The following is an 18,747-nucleotide window of genomic DNA, read 5'->3' as shown; positions in this document are numbered from 1 at the left end:
GTCTGACCCTTTGTTCGGGACACCCTCCTCCTTTAATTTTATAACTTATGGTTATACAACACATAAATGTGAATTTCTGCACAAGTCAAGGCTGTTGAAAAAAAGAACAAGTTGGGCGAAGCTTGACCGTTTCGAAACAACTAAAGGATGTGATTTTGCCTATACGGAGGAAGGGGTGGGTAAACAACTTATGGTGAAATAATAATTATCTTAAGAAATTGGCTTGTCTTAGTCCATCAATCTTGGTCACAGGATTAACCCCGTATTTCGTTCAAAGGTTTCTTTGGTATTGGGTGATATTTATAGCTGATCATTTGTAAAAAAATTATGAAATAAAGGGTTTACATTCACAAAAATGTATTATAGTATACTTGTATACAAGTTAGTTTGGAAATGAAATCGTTTTTAGAAAACGTTTTAAAATCGTTAATTGGCAAAAACGAAAAGATGGGTATTATTTCCGTTCTCTTTGGTAGCGTTTCCATATTTTAGAATAATAAAAATTATGTAGAGCAGGATTTAACCGACTATGTAATCTAAACCTAATAAATTACTAATCAAGTGGTTACAATGACAGCTGATGCGGGCATACAAGAAGTTATTAATGAGATGTCGGTTTATTAATGAACTAAGAAGTTTTCAAATAGGAAGCAATTATCAAAAAAATAGAGAATTAGTTATCCAAGAAATTCATTTAAAATAACAAATTACAAAGATTGTTAGGGAAGGCGAGATGAAAATGGACAATAACAAGTATATGCTTGGTGTAGATGTAGGAACAACGAGTACAAAAGCAGTTCTGTTTCGCGAAACAGGTGAAATTATCGCTCAAGAAAACAATGGTTATCAATTATACACACCTAATGTTTCAATAGCAGAACAAGATCCAGAAGAGATTTTTGATGCAGTTGTACGCTCTATTCGTAATGTTATGAATAAATCAAAAATTGATCCAAAAGATCTATCATTTCTTTCTTTTAGTACTGCTATGCATGGGGTCATCGCAATGGATGAATTCGATAAACCTTTAACACGTTGCATAACATGGGCAGATAATCAAAGCGAAGAGTGGGCAAAGAAAATAAAACGTGAACTTAATGGTCATGAAATTTATTTGCGAACTGGGACACCTATTCATCCAATGTCTCCGCTTAGTAAAATTGCCTGGTTAACACATGATCGCCCGGAAATTGCAAGTAAAACAAAAAAATACATAGGGATTAAAGAATACTTATTTCACAAGTTTTTCGGCGAATATGTTGTGGATCATTCCCTAGCTTCATCAATGGGATTATTAAATCTTAAAAAACTTGCCTGGGATGAAGAAGCGTTGGAAGTAGCGGGGATCACAGCTGATAAATTATCAACTCTCGTTTCTACTACCAAAGTTATGACTGGTTGTCATCAGGATCTAGCTCAAGAGCTGGGCATTTTAGAAACGACTCCTTTTGTTCTAGGAGCAAGTGATGGGGTTTTATCTAATATTGGCGTCAATGCAATAAAAGGGGGTGAAGTAGCAATAACCATTGGAACGAGTGGGGCAATTCGTACGGTGATTCCGAAACCACAGACCGATCCTAAAGGCCGAATTTTTTGCTACGCATTAACAGAAAATCACTGGGTAATTGGTGGTCCAGTCAACAACGGTGGTATGATCTTACGTTGGATAAGAGATGAATTTGCTGCAAGTGAAGTTGAAACGGCGAAACGATTAGGGATTGACCCATATGAAGTGCTTACACGTATTGCAAGTCGAGTTAGACCTGGTGCCAATGGTCTTTTATTTCATCCGTTTTTATCGGGGGAACGTGCACCATTATGGAACTCAGATGTTCGTGGCTCCTTCTTCGGGTTAACTTTGAGTCATAAAAAGGAACATATGGTTAGAGCAGCTCTAGAAGGCGTTATTTTTAATCTCTATTCTGTATATTTAGCTTTAGTAGAGGCAATGGATGAGCCTGTTACTAGTATTAAAGCAACAGGTGGATTTGCTAGATCGGATGTTTGGCGTCAAATGATGGCTGATATTTTTGACCAAAAAGTTATCATTCCAGAAAGTTATGAGTCTTCTTGTTTAGGTGCTTGTATCTTAGGTTTATACGGACTTGGTAAAATTGAAGATTTTGATGTAGTCGAACAATTAATTGGTCATACACATGAACATAAACCTAATCCTGATCATGTGAAGGAATACCGTAAATTAATGCCTATATTTATTAATGTTGCTCGTACATTAGAAAAAGAATATGAGCAAATCGCAATGTATCAAAGAAACATAGATGGAGAATTTTAATAAGTCCTGAATTAGTAAAAAATAACATGTGTAGTAGGGAGAAAGAGTTATGCCATTAGTCATTGTCGCATTGGGGATTATTGTTTTACTAGTATTAATCATGAAATTTAATATGAATACATTTATTTCATTAGTTGTCGTTTCATTCTTAATTGCTTTAGCTTTAGGTATGCCAATCAGTGAGATTGTTGCATCCGTTCAACATGGAATGGGGAACACTTTAGGTGGTATCGCCTTAGTTTTTGGACTAGGAGCGATCCTTGGTAAATTCATTGCTGATGCTGGGGGAGCCCAACGTATTGCAATGACATTAATTGATAAGTTTGGTGAGAAGAGAATTCAATGGGCTGTTGTAGCAGCTGGATTCATTCTAGGTATTGCACTGTTCTTTGAAGTAGGTCTCGTCTTATTAATTCCAATTGTTTATCAAATTTCGAAACATTTGAAAATATCGTTTTTATGGTTAGGTATGCCAATGGCGACTGCATTATCAGTTACCCATGCATTCTTACCACCACACCCAGGTCCAACAGTTATTGCTCAAGAATTTGGAGCGAACGTAGGTCTCGTATTAGTTTACGGTTTAATTATTGCGGTTCCAACAGTAATTATTGCGGGTCCTCTATTTACGAAATTTGCAAGAAAATTTGCACCATCGGCTTTTGAAAAAGAACCGATGGGAAGTATGGCTTCCATAGGTAACGCAAAACAATTTAAATTAGAAGATACACCAGGGTTTGGTATCAGTGCTTTCACAGCGTTATTCCCAGTTATTTTGATGGCATTTTCAACAATCGTTACTTTATTTCAAGATGCGTTGAATTTACCAACATTATTTATTGACATTGTCAAAATGATTGGTGCACCAACTACAGTTATGTTGCTTTCTGTATTACTTGCAATGTATACGATGGGTGTAGCACGAAAAATTTCAATGAAACAACTGATGAAATCTGCAGAAGCTTCGATTGCATCAATCGGTATGATGTTGCTCATTCTAGGTGCCGGTGGTTCCCTTAAGCAAGTATTAATCGATGGCGGTGTTGGTGATTATGTAGCAGTTCTTTTTGAAGGTAGTACAATATCACCACTCATTTTAACTTGGCTGATCGCTGCTGTAATCAGACTTGCTCAAGGTTCTGCAACAGTTGCTGCGTTAACAACAGTTGGTTTAGTTATTCCAATGATGACCGGAACAGATGTCAATATGGAATTAATGGTATTAGCAACAGGTGCAGGTAGTATCATTGCATCACACGTAAATGATACTGGTTTCTGGATTGTTAAGGAGTCCTTTGGCTTAACAATGAAAGAGACATTCGCTACTTGGACAGTACTTGAAACACTAATTTCTGTATGTGGTCTTGCGTTTGTTTTAGTTCTTAGTTTATTTGTTTAAGGTAAGACGTCCGTTTTCACTAAGTGTAATCGGTTTATTGAGCAAAAAGGATAGCGCTTAAATTAGCGAATAGTAGGAATAGTGACGACTCTTATCATGTAATCATAAATAGTATGTAAAATAATATTATGGATTACTGTTTAAGTACCTTCATATGAAAGAGTAAACGGAGAAGGTCGTTTTCAAACAGTGGAAACAAAAGTGGATGGGAATTTTGTTCGATGATGAATAAAGGAATTAAATATGTAGTACTCGTTGTTTATAAAAGTGAGAATCTAATACTTTTATAAACTTCATCAATTGAATAAGGGCTATTCTATAATGAAAGGGTCAGACCACACAGCTACTATATTATTGTTGATATGACGTGTACATAACACGATAAAACGGTATATAGAGTGAGAGGTCTGACTTTTTTCTATAAAATGTTTTAATTCTCTAAATAGAATTAGATATTTATTAATGCCAAGTCGTTAGTCGAATATAAAATTCAGAAAATAATTAAAAATCAAAATGAAACTGTTTACAAGTAGTGACATTTATAATAAAATGTACTTGTATACAAGTACACAACTTATTATCGTAGGAGAGTGATCTATATAATGAATTATCCTACATCTTGGTTAACGAGCATGTCGATTGGGGAGAAGATTGCTTGTGAAGTGCGATTAAAAATTATCAGAGGTGATATTGCTGTAGGGTCTGTTTTGTCCGAAAATCACCTGGCAAAAGACTTTGGAGCTAGTCGCTCACCGGTGAGAGATGCATTACGTGTACTCGCAAATGAAGGTTTGATCCGGCTTGAGAGAATGGGCGCAGTTGTATTAGGCTTAAGTAAAAAGGATATTGAAGAGTTGTATGATGTTCGGATTTTAATTGAGACTCATTTACTTAAAACTTTAAGTAAAACAGATCAAACGAGCTTAAGTCAGGAACTATCAAAAGTAATAGATAAGATGACTATGGCGATGGAACACCGGAATCCTATTGATTTTTCTTATCAGGACTTACTTTTTCATGAGTTAATCGTAATTGAATCGAAACATGAACGATTATTGAGGGTATGGTATAGTTTAAAGCCGGTCGTTTTGACTGCACTTCTCGTCGCTACGGCAAAGAGATTTGAAGTGGATTATGATGAGATCCAACTATTAATAGACAAGCATAAATTAATCATTGATGCGCTTCTTTCACAGGATGATCATGTAATCGAACGAACATTACTCGAACATTTCCAGGACACAAGAACAACAGTCTATGATTCTTTAATGAAAGAGGACTTACAATAATAGAAAATGAAAACGCTTAAAGGGAGAGTCGATTAATATGAAAGCTGGTTTGTATCTATCTGAAAAAAACGTACGTGTTGGAGAATCAGCGAAACCTGTCCTTAAGGAAAATGAAGCCCTTATTAAAGTGGCTTATGCCGGTATTTGTGGAACCGATATGATGATTTATTCGGGTAAACATCCACGTGCAAAAGCTCCACTCGCTATGGGGCATGAATTTAGTGGAATGATCGAAGAAATAAATGGGGATTCACCGTTTAATATTGGCGATCGTGTAGTAATCGAACCAACAATCAGCTGTGGGAAATGTGATGCTTGTTTATCGGGGAACTCACATGTTTGTAAAACGTTAAAGTTAATCGGGATTGATTCACATGGAGGGTTTGCCGAATACGTGGCTGTTCCTCTACACCGTTTACATAGAGTACCGAATTCATTATCTGACTCACATGCAGCATTAGCAGAACCAGTTGCAGTAGGCATCCATACTGTCCGGCGTTCTAACATAAAGGTGGGGGATACTGTCGTCGTATTAGGAGCAGGGCCGATTGGCTTATTAATTGCCTTAACGGCGAAATTGGCAGGAGCAGGCAAAATATTTATTTCTGATATTAGCCCATACAGATTAGGGAAGGCGGAAGAAATGGGATTTATCGCTTTAGACGGTAAACAAGTAGATGTAGTCGAGCATGTGAAAGAGGCTACGAATGGTGTAGGTGCTGATGTTGTTTTTGAGGTAGCCGGTACAAGTGTAACAGTTGAACAAATGATTCATGTATGTCGGACACAAGGCCAAATCGTTGTAGTAAGTGTCTTTAAACAACCACCAACCATTGACCTAGCAGCTATGCATTTCCGCGAATTATCTTTGACAACGACTAGATGCTACAGTTCAGCAGATTTTGCAACGGCCGTTCGTATGATGGCTAGTGGACAAATCGATGTAACGCCGCTTATTTCACACGAACTGCCGTTGGAGGAAATTGAAAAAGGGTTTGAATTAATGACCAATCCAGAGGATTCATTAAAAGTTTTATTTCGACCACACGCATAATAATGGAGGGAAAAGAACATGTTTCGATTAGATGGTAAAGTTGCTGCAATTACGGGTGCAACGAGAGGAATTGGAAGAAAAATGGCTCTATCTTTAGCAGAAGCAGGAGCTACAGTAGCCTTACTTCAAAGGAATACGAGTGATGATTCTGTACAAAAAGAGATTGAGGCATTGGGACAAAAAAGCGTAATCATACCGTGTGATTTGGGAAATCAGGCACAAGTGAAAGCGGCGATTCCGACTGTTGTCAAGGAACTTGGTCAAATTGATATTCTAGTCAATAATGCAGGTATTCAACGAAGATCTCCTTCTGTTTCATTCTCTGAAACGGATTGGGATGACGTAATCAATGTGAATTTAAAATGCGTCTGGCTGTTATGCCAGGAAGCCGGTAAATATATGGTACCTCAAGGTAAAGGGAAGATTATTAATATGGCTTCTTTATTATCCTTTCAAGGAGGTTTAACAGTTCCTGCCTATGCCGCAGCGAAAGGCGGAGTAGCACAATTAACGAAAGCATTATCCAATGAATGGGCGAAAGAAAATGTAAATGTCAATGCCATTGTTCCTGGCTATATTGCGACGGATATGAATGAAGCATTATTACAAGATGAAACAAGAAATCGCCAAATTCTTGAGCGAATCCCAGCAGGTCGATGGGGGCAGGCAGAGGATTTTATGGGATCTGTGGTCTTCTTGGCATCTGATGCATCGAATTATATTCACGGTCATTTATTAGTAGTTGATGGCGGTTGGATGGGAAGATAAGTTAAGTCACGTAGAGTGAAATATGACAGTGATGTTGTTTTAGCATTTCTCTTTACTTTTATTGTCTAATCTATCTACTTTGGGGAATGCGTACTCAAATGAACTAGTTTAGGAATGAGATGCTTTCTTACTTGTTTCTAAATTCAAAGAGGATACTCTATAGGTAAATTCATTACAACTCTCAACAATGCAGAAAATAAAGCTGAGTTGAAAAGGACGTCTAAACGTAATCAGGAGATAAACCTGAACTTCCATAAGGAAAAAGGGGTATGATTTAATAAAAATCATATCCTTTTTCAGTGCCTCTCTCTTTACAAGACCACTTTAATCAATCAGCAAAAGTTTAAATTGGAAGGTAAATTGCCGATAGTTATTTGTTATATCTCCACATATCTACTCGAAATGCTATATCACTAGAAATACATCCGCTTTTCTCCATTAAAAAAGAATCCATACAAGATGGATTCTTATTTGCCAGATCTTATTTTTCCAGTCCACTGTTTAAATCCGCCTTTTAATTGGTAGATGTCTGTGTACCCTTTTTTGCGTAATATTTGAGCAGCTTTGGCGCTGCGCATACTGTTTTGGCAGTATAGATAAATGGGCTTGTCCTGACGTAATTCTGTAAGACGTGTCTTAATTTGTGTTAACGGGACGTTTCTTGCACCTAGTATATGACCGCCCTCGTATTCATTCGGTTCGCGAACGTCAAAAAGCTGCGCTTTACGATACCCTTCAATAAAGTCTTCCTGGCTAAGCGGTTTAACCGCACGACGCTGACTGAAAAAATTGAAAAGTGCGTAAGCAAGAAGTGCAATAAGTATAACGAGTGATATAATCCAACTCACGGTAAAACTCCTTTCTAGACTAAGCAACATATAGACATTACTTATTATATAATTGAAACGAGACTTAATCAAAAGATTTTTCCTGAAATGGCAGGAATGTTCGTCAAAGTTGAAATTCTTTTTATCCTTGGTAAATTTTGATACACTACAAACGGTATGAATGAGCAATGTACTTTACGTTATACCTGTAATTTTATAGAAAACGACAAGTAGGCTATGGGAGGATTTTATGGGAAAACAAACGTGGGCATTTATTGATTCAGGAAACAGCGCGCCATCGTTTAATATGGCATTGGATGAAGCGTTGTTGAATTGGCATAGTAATGGAGAAATTCCACCAGTTGTCAGATTTTACGGCTGGAATCCGGCTACTTTATCGATAGGATATTTTCAAAGAGCAGAAAAGGAAATAAACATAGCAGAGGTAAAGAAACAAGGATTAGGCTTTATCCGCAGACCTACAGGGGGGAGGGCTGTTTTACATGAACATGAACTTACATATAGCGTGATTGTGAACGAAGAATATCCAGATATGCCAAAGAATGTGACAGAAGCGTATCGGGTAATCTCAGAAGGTATTCTAATGGGTTTCAGAAATCTTGGGCTAGATGCCTATTTTGCCGTACCGTCAACTGAAAAGGAAAAGGCGGCATTGAAGGAACCTAGAACTTCGGTTTGCTTTGATGCGCCAAGCTGGTATGAGCTTGTCGTTGAAGGCAGAAAAGTAGCAGGGAGTGCCCAAACGAGACAGAAGGGAGTCATACTGCAGCACGGATCGATTTTGCTCGATATGGATGATGAGAAACTATTTAGTCTATTTAAATTCCCAAATGAACGAGTGAAGGAACGGATGATGAGAAGCTTTAAAAATAAAGCCGTTGCCATCAATGACCTACACACAAGAAAAATTGGGTTAGATGAGGCAAAGGATGCTTTTCACAAAGGGTTTGCTGCAGGATTGAATTGTAATCTCGAACCTCTCAACTTGACAAAAGACCAAGAAAATGAAGTATACAGCTTAGCGAAAGAAAAATATGAAGCTGATGAGTGGAATTTTATGAGATAAGACGAAACATAGGAATCAGAAAATTGCCTATGGTCTTTCACAGGTTCACTCGCAATATATTAAATCAATGAATTCTCCATGGGATTCACATGAAGTATATTGGTTTTCTATAACAAAAGGGTTAGACTTCGCAACGACAATATTCAGTTCAAATTAAAGGCCTGGGAATAATCTTGTATCCGTAACTTCATTAGCTTCTTCTGGCGCTCATTTGGTTTTATTTACAACAGGCAGAAGGACTCCTATTGGTGGACCAGTGCCGACCGTAAAATCTCTAGCAATACGACTTTGAGTAATAGAAAGAAAAGCCGGCTCGATTTTGATGCGGGCCGTTTAATAGAGGATTCATCCATGGAAGAACTAAGATTAGAACGATTCCAATATATCATTAACCTTGCTTCAGGAGAGGCAGTTACACATAATGAAAAAAATGGCTATAAAGAGATTTTTATTTTTAAAGATGGTGTTTTCTTATAAGTAAAACTAGCTAACTCCAAAAATCAATAGCTTAGATACTTAACAAAATAAAGTGAACTTCAATCAGTAGGGGTATTCTTCATCCCCGACTGAATTGAAGTTTCACTTTATAAATCGTTCTACCTCAGAACATGCTACGAACAGTAAAACAGACTTACTATTTGATCCAAAATCCGTTCTAAATGATTCTATCAATTGCTATAAAGTTCTTCGAAAGAATGGGCAAGAGCGTACCAATGCTGTGCTTTTATTTCATTTACTTGTTCTGTAAGTATTTTTGACAAAATACTGTCGCTCTCATGGAATTTTGTTATTGGTTGACTATTTTTTAAGTTTTCGACTATTTTAAATAGCATCCTATGGTAGGTTTCTTTAAATTCTCGATATTGTTGTGGGTATTTTTCACATAATTCATTATATTGCGAGACCACATGATGAATTTGGACAAAATTAAGGGGCGCGTGTTCTAATGCTAATGCTAGCACATCGAAGTTAGGGAATTTTTCCATAAATTTATATAAATTACCCATTGCTTCAGGAAAGTTATTTGAAGATGTCGGATGCTCTTGATGATAACAAAATGTTGAGGGATCAATAATGAAGCGGGCACCATCTTTGTAAAAACGATAGCCAAGCTCCCAATCCTCTGCTCCATAACCAAGAAATGATTCATCGAAATATCCAACTTTATCAAGCTGCTCTTTACCGACTGATACATCTCCTGTTAAAAAGGCGATATATGGTATTTTAAAATCACTTAAATCCATTCCAAAATCGTTTAATCCATTAGTTAGCACTTGAGTAAAATACCAGTTTGGAAAGGATAAATCTTTAAAACGATTTTCATCAATGTCTTTTTTAGTAATAAGAGGGAATGACATATTGGAAGTTTGATGATTTTTTTTATATTCCTTATAAGGAAAAATAAAATAAGGATCACGTGGAACAAAGTCATTAATATGTTCCCATTGTTGCCTATTGAAGTTAGAAGTTAAAAAAGTATAGATACCCCGATAGTGCATGGCACCACATACTACTACATTTTTATCATGTACGTGGTGTTTATAATGATTTTCAATGAAATCAGGTTCTGTTAGCATTTCTCCGTCAAGGAAGATAATTACTTCTCCCTCTGAAAGTTTGATACCTAAGTTACGAGCACGCGATCTACCTTGATTTATAGAAGGCCGAACATACTTAAATTTAAAGGGAGGATCGAATTCTTTAGGAATTCTAGGCGTCAGATCATTGGAACAGTCGTCTATTAAGATTACCTCGAATTTAGAGAAATCAAAGGTTTGTTTTAACAAGCAATAAAGCGACAAAGAAACATATTCATACTTATTAAATGAAGGCAAAATAATACTTACTTTTATGCTATTCATTTCTTTATTCTTGACAATCAATTCGTAGTTTTCAATCTGCTGTAAATTTTCTAACGGCTCGTTTTCAACCAGTTGTTTATTTCCGGACAGCTTGTTTTCAACCTGCTGTAAATTTTCTAACGGCTCGTTTTCAACCAGTTGTTTATTTCCGGACGGCTTGTTTTCAACCTGCTGTAAATTTTCTAACGGCTCGTTCTCAACCAGTTGTTTATTTCCAGACGGCTTGTTTTCAACCTGCTGTAAATTTTCTAATGTCTTATTCTCAACCAGTTGCTTTTTTACTAACTTCTTGTTATCACCTTGATGTTTATTTCCTAACGGCTTATATACAACTTGTTGCTCTTTTACTAGTTTCGTGTTTCCACTCGGTTGCTTTTTTACTATCTCATTGTGTATAAATATATTCTTATTTGTTTTTTTTTTGGCATTCCCCATTTTTGATTTTTCCCCCATATCAACTGAATAGTAATATAGAGTATGAATCATTTCTTATTTTGATAATGGACAAATTCATCGGTTTTACAAAATTTTACAAAAACAAATAAAGACTTTGTACAAAATATCTAGATCATGTCAGGCGATTTACTAAAGGAGAACCAGGGGTGTTATAGCTATGCGAAAAGGTACTGGTTTAAATAGAGGATAAATGTGAATGCATTTGGGAATCAGTTTTCGATAAAATCTGTGATATCATTTCTATTTTTATGATATGCACCTAACATGTTGGCACTTCTTAAACAGATGTGCTGCTTTATTGTTTCTTTTTCCCATGAGAAACTTCTGGGAACTCGGATAAAATAGAAGTATTGTTTATTTAGATGAGGTGTCTTTAATTGAAGGAAAACCAGGAGTTCAGTGATAATAATAAAGTTAGCACTTGGTGTGTTGTTAGTATGGCATCTATTCCGCTTGTGATGACATTAGGAAACTCAATGCTCATTCCGGTGTTGCCTATTTTTGAGGAAAAGGTAGGAATTACCTCGTTTCAATCGAGCATGATCATTACGAGTTATTCAGTTGCATCGATTTTTCTTATTCCAGTTGCTGGTTATTTGTCTGATAAAATTGGCAGGAAAAAAGTGATATTGCCGAGTTTGATTTTAGCGTTGATTGGCGGGTTGATTGCCGGTTTTGCTTCATGGAAATTGGAGAATCCATATACGGTGATCATTATCGGTCGGATTCTTCAAGGAATCGGTGCATCAGGAGCCATGCCGATTGTTCTGCCTTTAGTAGGAGATTTATATCAAGCCGATGATGAAAAGACTAGCTCATGTTTAGGAATTATTGAAACCTCAAACACATTCGGAAAGGTACTAAGTCCGATATTAGGCTCACTTTTTGCGGCTTTTCTATGGTTTCTGCCTTTTTTCTCTATCTCCTTTTTTAGCTTCATTTCAATAATGCTTGTCTTTTTCTTTATTAAAAATCCAAAGGAGAAAAAAGAGTCCAGAAAACTAAAAGAGTTTATGGAAAAGACAAAGCAAACCTTTAAAAATGAAGGAACATGGTTGTGTACCATTTTTATCATTGGAGCGTTTGTAATGCTCGTGTTATTCGGTGTCTTATTCTTTCTTTCGGAAAATCTGGAAAAAATTCATCATATAAAAGGTGTGAGAAAAGGCTTTGTGTTAGCGATTCCGCTTTTCCTACTTTGCATTTCTTCGTTTGTAACCGGAAGAACAATCAAAGGGAATATTGCAGTGATGCGGAAAATTGTGATTGTCAGTCTTTTTTTCCTATCCATTAGCGTTGTCTTTGTAGGATATGCACGTGAAAAACTATTCTTGCTTCTTATTGTCACGAGTGTTTTAGGGGTAGCGATCGGAGCCATACTTCCTGCACTGGATGCGATGATTACGGAGAATATAGAGAAAGGTGAGCGAGGGACGATTACGTCTTTCTATAGCTCTTCTCGTTTTATTGGAGTTGCGGCCGGTCCCCCGGCGATGTCGCTGCTAATGAAGGATCACTTGAACATGACGTATATTGTTACAGGAATCTTAAGTATTTGTATTCTTTTACTAGTACTTAAGTTTATCAAGAGTAATCCTGAGAAAGAGGCCGGACCTTCGACTGATTAAAAGAGCCGTCAGATTGAAGTTGCACTTTATTCAAAAGAAACAGTAATAAATCCCTCTCTTCCGGATTAAAAATGTAACAAGACCGGAATATGGGGGAGGACTTCAATGATTATTGATGGTGTGTTTTCCGGTGGTGGAATTAAGGGGTTCGCTTTAGTTGGAGCTGTTCAGGTGATGGAAGAACAAGGTTTTGTCTTTAAACAATCTGCTGGAACGAGCGCAGGGTCAATTATTGCGGCTTTACTGACAGCTGGGTATACGGGAGTGGAAATGCAAGAAATTCTGAATGAAACGAATATTAAAGAATTATTGGATCCACGGAGAATTCTACCTATCCCATTTGTAAAATGGCTGTTGCTTTATCGGAAAATGGGGTTATTTAAAGGGGACGCACTTGAAAAATGGATTGCAGCTAAGCTTGCCGAGCGTGGAATTGTTTCGTTTGGAGATATACCTTATCAATCTTTACGGATTATCGTAAGTGATATTACGAATGGGCAGCTAGCTGTATTGCCAGACGATCTTGATAAATATGGTATGAATCCGCTTGAATTCCCTGTTGCAAAAGCTGTGAGAATGAGCTGTAGCATACCTTATTTTTTTGAGCCAGTCAAATTAAAATGGCTTCAGTCGAGTAGTTTGTTTGTAGATGGCGGAATTTTGAGTAATTTTCCGATGTGGGTATTTGAAACAGAAGAAGGCAAGAAAACTCGCCCGGTCATTGGAATGAATCTAAGAGGGGATGGGCTTAGCAAAAAAGCGGATGAAATCGATAACGCAGTGGAAATGTTTGCAGCACTTTTTAAAACGATGAGAGATGCACACGATTCGCGTTATATATCGAAAAAGGTAGCTAAAAATATTATGTTTATTCCGATGAAAGGGATATCAGCAACTGATTTTCATTTAACCGAAGACAACAAAGAGATATTATTTGAACGAGGGAGAACGTGTGCGGAGCTTTTTTTGAAACACTGGTCGTATTAAGTCCTTATAAAACATCCGTGAGCATCTGATCTAAAACTAAAACGATAAAAAAGGTTTAGGGTCTAAAAATTGCCCCTTTTCCACAGAAAACCTGAATGGCGTTAAAATGCCACCAGTTACTATGTAGGATCTATCATTAAGAACGCTACACTCGCCTAATCACAATGGTGGTGGCGCGAAGCCGGAATTTTGGATGCTTACTTGATAAAATGAGTATACCTGCTAAGTACAATGGCTATATTAGTAAGTCGCGAGGTCCCGTCCTCATGACCTTCGTACAAAAAGAAAAAATCGGACTGCTTAAAATAGCGCCCGATTTTTCTTTTTATTTTTTTTTCCTTCAATGACGGTCAATTGGATATCAGATTTCTTTCTGATACGATTTTTCTTTGTTGAGTTTGTAGACTTTGAAAAACTAGTGACATTGCTTTTACTCTTTGTTTTTTTCTTTGACTTTCTGGCAGCCTTTTTAAAAGCTCTTTGTCCGGCATTACCAGATTTGTCTTTAGTAATCATGCGGTATATGAAAAAGATAGCTCCAGCAATAACAATCATGACGATGATATTTCGCAAAAAACCAACCGGATCATTTACGACTTTTGCAAATAACCCAAAAATCCCCAAGGCGATGATTCCGTAAATTATATAAGACAATGAACGATTCAACAAAGACACCTCCTTAAGAGCATCATGAGCAAATCTGAGTCATTTTAAACGCCCGAAGGAAAATTAATTTCCTTAAGATGGGATAAACTCTTAAGCATTACACAATATCTTGGTCTTTTAAACCTTGCTCAGTACGACTTTCCAATTTCATCAACTCGTTAAAGGAAGCAAGTGCCACTTCAACTTGTGAGTCATCAGGTTCTTTCGTTGTCAGTAATTGTAACCATAATCCAGGATATCCTAAATAACGAAGTACGGGAACATCTCTTAGTTTATTTGTGAGTTGAAGAACTTCGAAAGATATTCCGAGAACAACTGGAATTAAGGCAATTCGACTGACGACCCTAGACCAAAGCGGCTCAGTTGGTACAAACATATAGACAAAGATGCCAACAACGACAGTGAAAAGAATAAAGCTGCTACCACAACGGTAATGAAGCCGTGAAGAAGTTTGAACGTTTTCAACAGTTAAAGGCTTGCCACTTTCGAAGCAGTTGATCACTTTATGCTCTGCACCGTGATATTGAAATACTCTCTTGATAATCGGGGTTAAGGATACAAAATAGATATAGACAAGCAATAGAAGTAGTTTGAAAGCTCCTTCTACTAAAATTTGGGAAGTGTGACTTTGGAAAATTGGTCGAGTTAGTTCAGCTAAAAACATCGGTACTAGCGTGAAAATAAACTTACCAAACAGAAAGGAGATGATTCCGATGGCAGCGACGCCTAGCCACATTGCAAGCTTAGATTCTTTTTTTGACTCTTTCACTTTTCCGGGTTCTTCCGGTGCATCTTCCTCAAATTGCTCGGTTGAAAAGTTTAAGTGCTTAGATCCGGTAGCGCTCGAGTCAATAATCGCTACAATGCCGCGCAGAAACGGAATCTTTTTCAGTCTTTGCAGGAGAGGCTTGCTTTGTCGCGGCAAGTGATAGTAATCAATGGTTGAATCTTTCCGGCGTATGGCTGTTATGGTATGATGTTTGCCGCCAAACATGACACCTTCGACAACGGCCTGACCGCCATATACAGGTTTTTTTGTATCAGACATTGTAGACACCAACTTATCTTTATATTTACTGGTTTTCATCTAGAGGTACTCTCTTATTCATGTATGAGCAGGTTGCTCTGTTTATGAAGCAAAATTGAAAATAAACCTGTGATTGGTTGATAAGATTAAACATCTATTTAAGAAGAAAATCCACGCATTATGAGATTCAATTAATCATACAAAACTAACCAGTTTTTTGCAATAAAGACGTACTAATAATGAAAGAAAAAAGACGCTGAGGTAATACCCTGAAAAATAACGATAGCATTGAATGGACGCTTAACAAACAACCTCTGTAAAAATTGGGCATTTCCTGTATGAGTCCAATTATGAAGTATTCTCCACATTCACGCGTTAACCCAGTTTAACAGGCTGTAATATCCCCCCACTTATAGAAGGTTCACTTTATTTTCCTTATTGAGCAAGCACTTAAAAATGGAGAAATGATTCCATCGCTTATGGGGCATACTAGTAGTGGAGGTGTTATAAGTATGTCGAATGAACCGAAACAAGTTAACGGCGTCGTATACCGTGTATCAATCTTAAAGGATGTTTTTGTTATTGGAATATATGGAGGTTTCCTTTGGTGTGCTGTAGGACTTGTTGCTGTCTTTTTTCATTTCATGGATGTTAGTCCGAAGTTTATTTTGACGTCTTGGTCAGATGCTGCATGGATTCATACTTGGCTTGGGGCAGTAATGACTCTCATTATTTATAGTATTGTATCCATTGTTTTTGCGTACCTGTATTATGCACTTTTTCGAAAAGTGAATCATCTTTCCGTAGGAATCGTGTACGGAGCCCTTTTATGGCTTGTATTTATCCTTATTCTTCACCCGATATTTCCTGATCTGCCTTCTTTTTCAAAAATGACAGCTGATACAGGGATTACAAGTATATGTTTATTTATCTTATATGGTGTATTTGTGGGGTATTCGATTTCTTATGAATATGGGGAACTACAAAGGGCGTTAAATAGAGATAAATCTGAGGTTGGGACGAACTGAAATTTGTAAAAAGTAGTAAGATAATTCGCAATTATGATAGAATGTTGATGGTGAACATTTTTTGGGGAGTACTAAAAGGTAGTCGGAAGCAAGGTGGGAGTGGGACATGGAAAAAATATTGTTAATAAATGGACCTAATCTAAATAGGTTGGGTAAACGAGAACCTAAGCATTATGGAAAAGTGACGCTACGTGATGTGGAGATAAGTGTTCAGGAATTAGCTGATGAGATGGGGCTTGACCTAAGCTGCTATCAGTCTAATCATGAAGGAGAAATTATCGATAAGCTACATTGGGCTGAAGATGCCGGTTTTAAAGGTATTATTATGAATCCTGGAGCATTTACACATTATAGTTACGCCATACGTGATGCAATTGCAGGAATTGATGTTCCAGTTATCGAAGTACATATATCTAATATCCATGCACGGGAAAGTTTCCGTCATGTTTCTGTAACAGCCCCAGTCACAGCTGGGCAAATTGTCGGTTTAGGTGTCAAAGGCTATCTACTTGCCTTAAGAGCCATTGAAACGATAATAAAGGAGAGATAGGAAATGGAGAAACTAGAGAAGTTTCGCTCACAGTTGGTTAAAAAAGGTGTGGACGGCTTTTTAATTACGAGCACATATAATCTGCGCCATATGACGAACTTTACCGGAACGGCCGGTCTTGCTCTGATATCAGGAGATGAAGCGAAATTTATTACAGACTTCCGCTATGTGGAACAAGCAGGTAACCAAGCTGTAGGGTATGAGGTTGTTCAACACAAAGGGACAATTATGGAAGAAGTGGCTATTCAAGCGAAGAAGATGGGGATCAAACAACTTGGTTTCGAACAAGATCATATGACATTTGCGACATTTAAAGCATATGAAGCTTTAGTTAATGCCGAACTTGTACCTATATCAGGGATGATTGAGAATTTACGCTTGATAAAGACTTCTTCAGAGATTAATATATTAAAGGATGCTGCTGCGATTGCAGATACTGCATTTACACATATTGTTGAATTTATTCGTCCAGGGATTTCTGAGCTGGACGTTTCAAATGAACTTGAATTCTTTATGAGAAAACAAGGTGCTACTTCTTCATCCTTTGATATCATCGTGGCTTCTGGGAAAAGATCGGCTCTTCCGCACGGTGTTGCAACAGATAAAATCATTGAAAACGGTGATTTTGTCACGCTTGATTACGGTGCTTATTATAACGGGTATGTATCAGATATTACGCGAACACTTGCAGTTGGGGAACCAGATGCAGAATTAAAGAAAATCTATGATATTGTTTTAGAAGCACAACTACGAGGTATGGCTGGTATTAAACCAGGCATGACTGGAAAAGAAGCGGATGCCCTTACTCGAAACCTCATCGCTGAAAAAGGTTACGGTGAGTATTTTGGACATTCAACGGGTCATGGAATTGGGCTTGAAGTGCATGAAGGACCTGCGCTTTCACTTAAATCCGAAACAATTCTTGAACCAGGAATGGTCGTAACTTGTGAGCCGGGAATATATGTGCCTGGTTTAGGCGGTGTTCGTATTGAAGATGATACGATCATTACAGTGGAAGGCAATGAAGCATTAACACATTCAACAAAAGAATTAATTATTTTATAAGCAAGCAGGAGGAAAAAGATGATCTCAGTTAATGATTTTAAAACAGGCTTAACTATTGAAGTTGATAATGGAATTTGGCAAGTTATGGAATTCCAGCACGTTAAACCAGGGAAAGGTGCTGCATTCGTCCGTTCTAAGTTACGTAATCTTCGTTCTGGCGCTGTTCAAGAAAAAACATTCCGTGCCGGTGAAAAAGTAGCAAAAGCACATATTGAAAACCGTAAAATGCAATATCTTTATGCGAGCGGTGATGTTCATGTTTTCATGGACAACGAATCATATGAACAAATTGAGCTTCCAGAAGCAAATATCGAATATGAGCTCAAATACTTAACGGAAAACATGGAAGTACATGTTATGACTTTTGGAACAGAAACCCTTGGTGTTGAGCTTCCAAAAAACGTAACGCTTGAAGTAGCGGAAACAGAACCAGGAATTAAAGGTGACACATCTTCTGGTGGAACGAAATCAGCCACACTTGAAACGGGCCTAACTGTACAAGTGCCATTTTTCATTAACCAAGGCGACAAATTGATTATTAACACAACTGAAGGATCTTATGTATCTCGTGCATAAGGCTTAATGTGGATGTCCTAAAAGGGTCAGATCACGCACACCGTATACAGTTCATTGAACTGTATATGGTGTTGCGGGATCTGACCCTTTCGTTATGGAACACGTTTTTAATTTTTAAAAAGTGGTGTGTAAGAAAATAAAAGCCTGTGTTCAACGCTAGCTACTTAATCCCACTATGGTCTAAT

Annotated in this window: 16 protein-coding genes and 1 pseudogene; 13 read left to right on the top strand and 4 right to left on the bottom strand. The window is 37.3% G+C overall.

Translation table 11 applies throughout. The features are described 5' to 3' along the window. Positions 1-757 precede the first annotated feature (757 nt). The 5 genes from gntK to AC625_RS15645 all read left to right on the top strand — a co-directional run bounded on the left by gntK (position 758) and on the right by AC625_RS15645 (position 6,803). Positions 758-2,293: a gluconokinase gene (gene gntK, locus AC625_RS15665; RefSeq protein WP_082191276.1), complete on the top strand. Its 1,536-nt coding sequence runs from the start codon at positions 758-760 to the stop codon at positions 2,291-2,293. Positions 2,294-2,342: 49 nt separating this feature from the next. Then, the gene (locus AC625_RS15660) at positions 2,343-3,692 is read left to right on the top strand and encodes a gluconate:H+ symporter (protein ID WP_049682127.1); all 1,350 of its coding nucleotides are present in this window, start codon (positions 2,343-2,345) and stop codon (positions 3,690-3,692) included. Positions 3,693-4,294: 602 nt separating this feature from the next. After that, a complete protein-coding gene (locus tag AC625_RS15655; RefSeq protein WP_049682126.1) occupies positions 4,295-4,981 on the top strand; it encodes a GntR family transcriptional regulator in 687 nt (228 codons plus the stop codon). Positions 4,982-5,018: 37 nt separating this feature from the next. Continuing rightward, on the top strand, positions 5,019-6,035 hold the full coding sequence (locus AC625_RS15650; protein WP_049682125.1) for a zinc-dependent alcohol dehydrogenase: 1,017 nt from the start codon (positions 5,019-5,021) through the stop codon (positions 6,033-6,035). Positions 6,036-6,053: 18 nt separating this feature from the next. Then, complete coding sequence (locus tag AC625_RS15645) at positions 6,054-6,803, top strand: SDR family oxidoreductase (RefSeq protein ID WP_049682124.1); 750 nt, start codon at positions 6,054-6,056, stop codon at positions 6,801-6,803. Between the two features lie 467 nt (positions 6,804-7,270). On the opposite strand, the gene AC625_RS15640 is transcribed toward AC625_RS15645, so the two are convergent. After that, on the bottom strand, positions 7,271-7,681 hold the full coding sequence (locus AC625_RS15640) for a rhodanese-like domain-containing protein (RefSeq protein WP_049683772.1): 411 nt from the start codon (positions 7,679-7,681) through the stop codon (positions 7,271-7,273). Positions 7,682-7,880: 199 nt separating this feature from the next. Between AC625_RS15640 and AC625_RS15635 the strand changes: the two genes are divergently transcribed. Then, complete coding sequence (locus AC625_RS15635; RefSeq protein WP_049682123.1) at positions 7,881-8,717, top strand: lipoate--protein ligase family protein; 837 nt, start codon at positions 7,881-7,883, stop codon at positions 8,715-8,717. Positions 8,718-8,877: 160 nt separating this feature from the next. After that, positions 8,878-9,194 (top strand): annotated as a pseudogene (locus AC625_RS25985) (altronate dehydratase); the annotation flags it as partial. 191 nt (positions 9,195-9,385) lie between these two features. On the opposite strand, the gene AC625_RS15630 reads toward AC625_RS25985, so the two are convergent. Beyond that, positions 9,386-11,014 (bottom strand): glycosyltransferase family 2 protein, encoded by a 1,629-nt coding sequence (locus AC625_RS15630; RefSeq protein ID WP_245645021.1) that lies wholly within the window; start codon positions 11,012-11,014, stop codon positions 9,386-9,388. Positions 11,015-11,472: 458 nt separating this feature from the next. On the opposite strand from AC625_RS15630, the gene AC625_RS15625 reads away from it, so the two are divergent. Next, positions 11,473-12,663, top strand: coding sequence for an MFS transporter (locus AC625_RS15625; RefSeq protein WP_049682122.1), 1,191 nt, complete (start codon positions 11,473-11,475; stop codon positions 12,661-12,663). A gap of 105 nt (positions 12,664-12,768) precedes the next feature. Next, entirely contained in the window at positions 12,769-13,650 is an 882-nt protein-coding gene (locus AC625_RS15620) for a patatin-like phospholipase family protein (RefSeq protein ID WP_049682121.1), read from the top strand. Between the two features lie 300 nt (positions 13,651-13,950). Here AC625_RS15620 and AC625_RS15615 read toward each other — a convergent pair whose 3' ends face one another. Together AC625_RS15615 and AC625_RS15610 are read right to left on the bottom strand one after the other, a co-directional pair. After that, complete coding sequence (locus AC625_RS15615) at positions 13,951-14,316, bottom strand: SA1362 family protein (RefSeq protein ID WP_049682120.1); 366 nt, start codon at positions 14,314-14,316, stop codon at positions 13,951-13,953. Between the two features lie 97 nt (positions 14,317-14,413). Further along, positions 14,414-15,364 (bottom strand): DUF1385 domain-containing protein, encoded by a 951-nt coding sequence (locus tag AC625_RS15610; RefSeq protein ID WP_049683770.1) that lies wholly within the window; start codon positions 15,362-15,364, stop codon positions 14,414-14,416. Between the two features lie 491 nt (positions 15,365-15,855). On the opposite strand from AC625_RS15610, the gene AC625_RS15605 reads away from it, so the two are divergent. The 4 genes from AC625_RS15605 (at position 15,856) to efp (ending at position 18,562) form a co-directional block, all read left to right on the top strand. Further along, positions 15,856-16,371, top strand: a complete 516-nt coding sequence (locus AC625_RS15605; RefSeq protein WP_049682119.1) for a YqhR family membrane protein — start codon at positions 15,856-15,858, stop codon at positions 16,369-16,371. A gap of 106 nt (positions 16,372-16,477) precedes the next feature. Next, on the top strand, positions 16,478-16,921 hold the full coding sequence (gene aroQ, locus AC625_RS15600) for a type II 3-dehydroquinate dehydratase (protein WP_049682118.1): 444 nt from the start codon (positions 16,478-16,480) through the stop codon (positions 16,919-16,921). A gap of 3 nt (positions 16,922-16,924) precedes the next feature. After that, positions 16,925-17,986 carry a M24 family metallopeptidase gene (locus AC625_RS15595; protein ID WP_049682117.1) on the top strand — a complete coding sequence of 354 codons (1,062 nt, stop codon included), beginning with the start codon at positions 16,925-16,927 and terminating at the stop codon, positions 17,984-17,986. An 18-nt stretch (positions 17,987-18,004) separates the two neighbouring features. Continuing rightward, complete coding sequence (efp, locus tag AC625_RS15590; RefSeq protein ID WP_049682116.1) at positions 18,005-18,562, top strand: elongation factor P; 558 nt, start codon at positions 18,005-18,007, stop codon at positions 18,560-18,562. The last annotated feature ends 185 nt before the right edge of the window (positions 18,563-18,747 follow it).

Source organism: Peribacillus loiseleuriae, from assembly GCF_001183985.1.
In the GTDB taxonomy this organism is placed as follows: domain Bacteria; phylum Bacillota; class Bacilli; order Bacillales; family DSM-1321; genus Peribacillus; species Peribacillus loiseleuriae.
This window is presented reverse-complemented; position numbering and strand designations above follow the sequence as displayed.